General features: G+C 47.5%; 1 pseudogene. It reads right to left on the bottom strand.

What is annotated here, in order from left to right:
* Positions 1-539: pseudogene (locus tag V6E90_RS21475) on the bottom strand (YadA-like family protein); the annotation flags it as partial.

The following is a 539-nucleotide window of genomic DNA, read 5'->3' as shown; positions in this document are numbered from 1 at the left end:
GTCGTGTTGCTCAGACCTTTGATCGTGTTCGTTGCTTTATCAACAACAACACTGCCTACAGTCACCTTGTCGAAGTTCACATCTTTCGCTGTCGATACTTGGTAGTTGCTTGAACCATCTGCATTGGTGGTTGGTGTAACTACAACGTTGTCTCCTGCTGTAACCGTGGTTTTCGCTTTGGTTGCTGCATCTTTCACGCTTGTGATCGCGCCATCAATTGTGTTCGAACCTGTGCCACCGATATTACTTGTCGTGATCGCGCCTGTTGTCGCATCAATGGTCGTTGAACCTCCAATTGCATTCTTAACGCTGTCCGCTACACCGTGTAATTGGCTACCGTTAATTGCATCAGTTGAACTTGAATTTACTGCACCCGCTTTAACGTTGGTAATCGTGGTTCCACCAGCACCTGCAAGCGTGATCTTGTCTTTAGTCGTTGCATCGTCATATTTAACTGCTGCATCGTCTAATGTACCCAACTTGCCATCAACTGCTGCCAATTGATCTTCGGTTGCCGCTTGACCTGATACCGCTGTGCC

This window comes from Acinetobacter sp. ESBL14 (assembly GCF_036668815.1).
Classification (GTDB): Bacteria; Pseudomonadota; Gammaproteobacteria; order Pseudomonadales; family Moraxellaceae; genus Acinetobacter; species Acinetobacter gyllenbergii.
Note: the sequence above shows the minus strand (reverse complement) of the source record. Positions and strands in the feature narration are given on the sequence as shown.